Source organism: Acidovorax delafieldii 2AN (assembly GCF_000175235.1).
GTDB classification, from domain to species: Bacteria; Pseudomonadota; Gammaproteobacteria; order Burkholderiales; family Burkholderiaceae_C; genus Acidovorax; species Acidovorax delafieldii_B.
The window spans coordinates 1-3,912 of sequence record NZ_ACQT01000296.1; the positions used below are offsets into that span (position 1 = coordinate 1).

General features: G+C 67.9%; 5 protein-coding genes. 1 reads left to right on the top strand and 4 read right to left on the bottom strand.

What is annotated here, in order from left to right:
• Nucleotides 1–1,200: DNA mismatch repair endonuclease MutL (mutL, locus tag ACDELDRAFT_RS19920; RefSeq protein WP_005799854.1), on the bottom strand; the 1,200-nt coding region annotated here is incomplete at its 3' end.
• Nucleotides 1,201–1,293: 93 nt separating this feature from the next.
• Here mutL and ACDELDRAFT_RS19925 point away from each other — a divergent pair.
• Nucleotides 1,294–1,941, top strand: a complete 648-nt coding sequence (locus ACDELDRAFT_RS19925) for a DedA family protein (RefSeq protein ID WP_005799855.1) — start codon at nt 1,294–1,296, stop codon at nt 1,939–1,941.
• 60 nt (nt 1,942–2,001) lie between these two features.
• On the opposite strand, the gene ACDELDRAFT_RS19930 is transcribed toward ACDELDRAFT_RS19925, so the two are convergent.
• The 3 genes from ACDELDRAFT_RS19930 to ACDELDRAFT_RS19940 form a co-directional block, all read right to left on the bottom strand.
• On the bottom strand, nt 2,002–2,238 hold the full coding sequence (locus ACDELDRAFT_RS19930; RefSeq protein ID WP_005799856.1) for a glycine zipper 2TM domain-containing protein: 237 nt from the start codon (nt 2,236–2,238) through the stop codon (nt 2,002–2,004).
• A gap of 377 nt (nt 2,239–2,615) precedes the next feature.
• The gene (locus ACDELDRAFT_RS19935; RefSeq protein WP_005799857.1) at nt 2,616–2,948 is read right to left on the bottom strand and encodes a cupin domain-containing protein; all 333 of its coding nucleotides are present in this window, start codon (nt 2,946–2,948) and stop codon (nt 2,616–2,618) included.
• A gap of 40 nt (nt 2,949–2,988) precedes the next feature.
• A partial coding sequence (locus tag ACDELDRAFT_RS19940) for an N-acetylmuramoyl-L-alanine amidase (RefSeq protein ID WP_005799858.1) occupies nt 2,989–3,912 on the bottom strand: 924 nt, incomplete at its 5' end.

Here is a 3,912-nt window from a genome sequence, read left to right on the forward strand (position 1 = left end):
CTGCAGATCGGCCACGTGGTGGCCACGTTCTTCAAATTTGATAGCTGCTTGCGCTTGCCACGCCTGCACCTGAGGCTGTTTTGAGCCCAAATTGGGCTGGGATGCCTGCACGCCCACCGCGGCTGCAGCGGGTTCGGCCGGGGCAGCGGACAGTGCCGCGGCGCGCGGGGCGGCGAGGGCGTTTTCGACGGCATGGCGCACCGCCTGGTGCACTTCGCGGCTGTCACGAAAGCGCACTTCGATCTTGGTGGGGTGCACGTTCACGTCCACGCGCGCGGGGTCGATCTCCACATACAAGGCATAGGCCGGTTGCTTGTGGCCGTGCAGCACGTCTTCGTAGGCGCTGCGCGCCGCGTGGGTCAGCACCTTGTCGCGCACGAAGCGGCCATTGACATAGCAGTACTGGTGGTCGGCGCGCGAGCGGGCGGCGTCGGGCAGGCCCGCGCGCCCGGTCACGGTGACGGGCCCCACGCGGTGCTGCACAGCCACCGACTGCGCCACAAAATCCTCGCCCAGCACATCGGCCAGGCGGCGCGCCAGGGCGTCCTGCACGTTGGCATCGCCCGGTGTGAATGTGGCGCGCCACTGCTCCACCAGTTTGCCCTCATGCCAGATGGCAAAGCCCACATCGGGCCGCGCCAGCGCGTGGCGGCGCACCGACTCGATGCAGTGGGCCAGTTCTGTGGCGTCGGTTTTCAGAAACTTGCGGCGGGCGGGGGTGGAAAAGAACAGCTCCTTCACCTCGACCGTGGTGCCGGTGCCACGCGCTGCCGGGCGCAACTCGCCACTGCGGGCATCAAGCAAAAAGGCGCCCGGCTGGTGCGCGGGGCGCGACAGCAGCGCCATCTCCGACACCGAGCCGATGGCCGCCAGCGCCTCGCCGCGAAAGCCCATGGTGGCCACGGTTTCCAGATCGCTCAGGCTGGTGATCTTGCTGGTGGCGTGGCGGCGCAGGGCAATGGGCAGCTCTTCCTGGGGAATGCCGCAGCCGTCGTCCTCGACCGCGATCAGCCGCACGCCGCCGGCCAACAGGCGCACGGTGATCTGCGTGGCACCCGAGTCCAGCGCGTTGTCGACCAGTTCACGCACCACCGACGCTGGGCGCTCCACCACTTCGCCGGCGGCGATCTGGCTGATGAGTTCGTCCGGCAGGTCGCGGATCGGGCGGCGGGGCGGCAAGGATGGGGGGGCTTCGTTCACCGGGCGATTTTAGGGCGGGGCGTGCAGGGGCATCGGGCAGGCGATGCGGGCCGGTGGGGATAATGCGCGCTGCCTCGTGTTGCCGGAACCCCCATGGAATTTGTGACCTTTCTGATCGACTTCATCCTGCATGTCGACAAATACCTCGAAGCTTTTGTCACCAGCTATGGGGCCTGGGTGTATGCCTTGCTGTTCCTGATCGTATTCGTGGAGACGGGGCTGGTGGTGATGCCGTTTCTGCCCGGCGATTCACTGCTGTTCATCGTGGGCGCGCTGTGCGGCGCGGGGCTCATGAATTTTCCGCTGGCCTGCACGGTGCTGGTGCTGGCGGCCGTGCTGGGCGATCAGTGCAATTATTCGATCGGGCGGTATTTCGGCCCCAAGGTGTTCCAGTGGGAGGACTCGCGCTGGTTCAACCGGCGCGCCTTCGACCAGGCGCATGCATTCTACGAGCGCTATGGTGGCATCACCATCGTGATGGCGCGGTTCATGCCCTTCATTCGTACCTTTGCGCCTTTCGTGGCTGGGGTGGCGCAAATGGGCCGCGCCAAGTTCACCGCATACAACGTGGGCGGTGGCCTGCTGTGGGTGCTGGGCATCTGCTCGGCCGGGTATTTTTTCGGCAATTTCGCTTGGGTGAAGACCCATCTGGACAAGATCATCTGGGCGATGATCTTTGTGCCCGGTCTGATTGCCATTTTCGGAGCCTGGCGCGCCGGCCAGAAGGCCCCTGCAGCCTGAGAGTACTGAACGAGGCGCCTCCGGCGGGTTGGGGTAGCCGCGGGGGCGCCTGAAGCGGGATCAACGGCGGGGCTTGCGCTGGTCGCGGTCTTGGCCCAGTTCGTGGCCGATCAGGGCGCCAGCGGCGGCCCCGCCCACGGTGCCCAGCGTTCCACCGAAGACAGCGTTACCGGCGACACCGCCCACCACGGCGCCCACGCCGGTACCGATCTGGGAGTTGGTGGGGTTGGAGGCGCACCCCCCCAGCGCAAAGGCTGCGGTGCAGGTGCCAATCATCAAGACATGACGGATGTTCATGGCGGTTTCCTTTCTTCAGTGCGATGGCGTCAACGGGGCTGCCAATGCAGCCGGCGCCGCCTGCGCAGTTACACCGCTACTATCCATCCGCTGCAGCGCGTTGCCTGTAGGAGGCTCCGGCCAGCCACTGTAGGACAGTGCGGAGAGTGGCAAGTCGGACACTCGGCGCAGTGGCAGGCCGAATGCCGCAGGGACATGCCGAGGAACGCGAGAGCCGTGGCTCTCGGCCAACGTGGGGCTTGTGGCGCCGCGCGGCGGGGGGCTTCGCGGTCACGCAGTGCGGCCGGGTGGTCTGGGCCGGGTGGTGTGGTGCGGCGGTGCCGGGTTCAGACCGACCCCGTGCCGGGGCGGTCTGTTCCCGGATGCGGGCGTGAGGCTCAGCCGGGGGCAAGGCAGACGGTGACCAGCAACGAAGCGTCTTCCACCGCTCTCAGGCCGTGCAGGGCTCGGGGCTCGAAATGCACGAGATCGCCCTGGCGCAGGAGGTGCGTGGTGCCTGCGGACTGAAGCTCCACGGTGCCCTCCAGGCATTGCACGGTCACCTCGCCGGGCGTGCGGTGCTCGCCCATGCTTTTCCCGGCGGGCAGCACCACCCGCATGACTTCGAGCTGGCCCGCCTTCAGGATGGCGCTGGATGCGGTCTGGGCCAGGCGCGCTCCCAGGGGGAGAACGCTGACAACCTGGCCGGATGGCGTGTGGGGAAGTGCCATGGGATGTCTCCTGCGCAGCCGCGTGGGTGGAATGGGGCCCCTACACCGACCGGCTGCGCGCCAGCGGAGGGTTTCGCGCGAAGTAGCGCGTGATGCCGCGCATCAGCGCGTCGGCCAGTTGCACCTGGTAGGCGCTGCTGCGCAGGCGTGCTTCTTCCTCGGGGTTGCTGATGAAGGCGGTTTCGACCAGCACGCTGGGGATGTCGGGGGCTTTCAGCACGGCAAAGCTGGCTTGCTCGACGCGGGGCTTGTGCAGTTTGCCCACGTTGCTGATTTCGCCCAGCAGCACGCTGCCGAGCTTGAGGCTGTCGTTGATCTGCGCCGTGGTGCTCATGTCCAGCAGCGCGCGCTGCACATGCTGGTCCTTGGACTGCACGTTGATGCCCCCCACCAAGTCGGCCTGGTTTTCCTTGTTCGCCAACCAGCGTGCGGCGGTGCTGGAGGCACCGCCCTGGCTCAGCGCAAACACGCTGGCGCCGCGCGCTTCGGGCGTGGTGAAGGCGTCGGCGTGGATGCTGACGAACAGGTCGGCCTGCACGCGCCGCGCTTTTTCGACGCGGGTTCCCAGCGGCACGAAGAAGTCGCCATCGCGCGTGAGAAAGGCGCGCATGGGGTTGCCGCCCACCGTGGTGGCATTGATGCGGTCGCGCAGCAGATGGGCCACGCGCAGCACCACGTCTTTTTCGCGCGTGCCGCCCGGGCCGATGGCGCCCGGGTCTTCGCCGCCATGGCCGGGGTCCAGCGCCACGATGATGATGCGGTCGGTCTGCGTGGCGCTGGCCCGGTTGCTGGCGGTGGTCGTGCCCTTGGACGGCGGGGCAGGGGGCTGCGCCGGTGCCGTGGCGACCGCAGCGCCGGTCGGTGCGGCCTGGGGGGCCTGCGCAACCTGGGTGGAGGGCTCCGGCCCGGCTGGCGGCAGCCCGCGCGTGGCGCGCTGGGCCATCAGTTCGCCCAGCGGGTCTTT

Bases quoted from the DNA above. Each gene is read 5' to 3' on its own strand.
- ACDELDRAFT_RS19935 (WP_005799857.1), bottom strand. From the start codon at position 2,948: ATGGCACTTCCCCACACGCCATCCGGCCAGGTTGTCAGCGTTCTCCCC.
- ACDELDRAFT_RS19930 (WP_005799856.1), bottom strand. From the start codon at position 2,238: ATGAACATCCGTCATGTCTTGATGATTGGCACCTGCACCGCAGCCTTT.
- ACDELDRAFT_RS19925 (WP_005799855.1), top strand. From the start codon at position 1,294: ATGGAATTTGTGACCTTTCTGATCGACTTCATCCTGCATGTCGACAAA.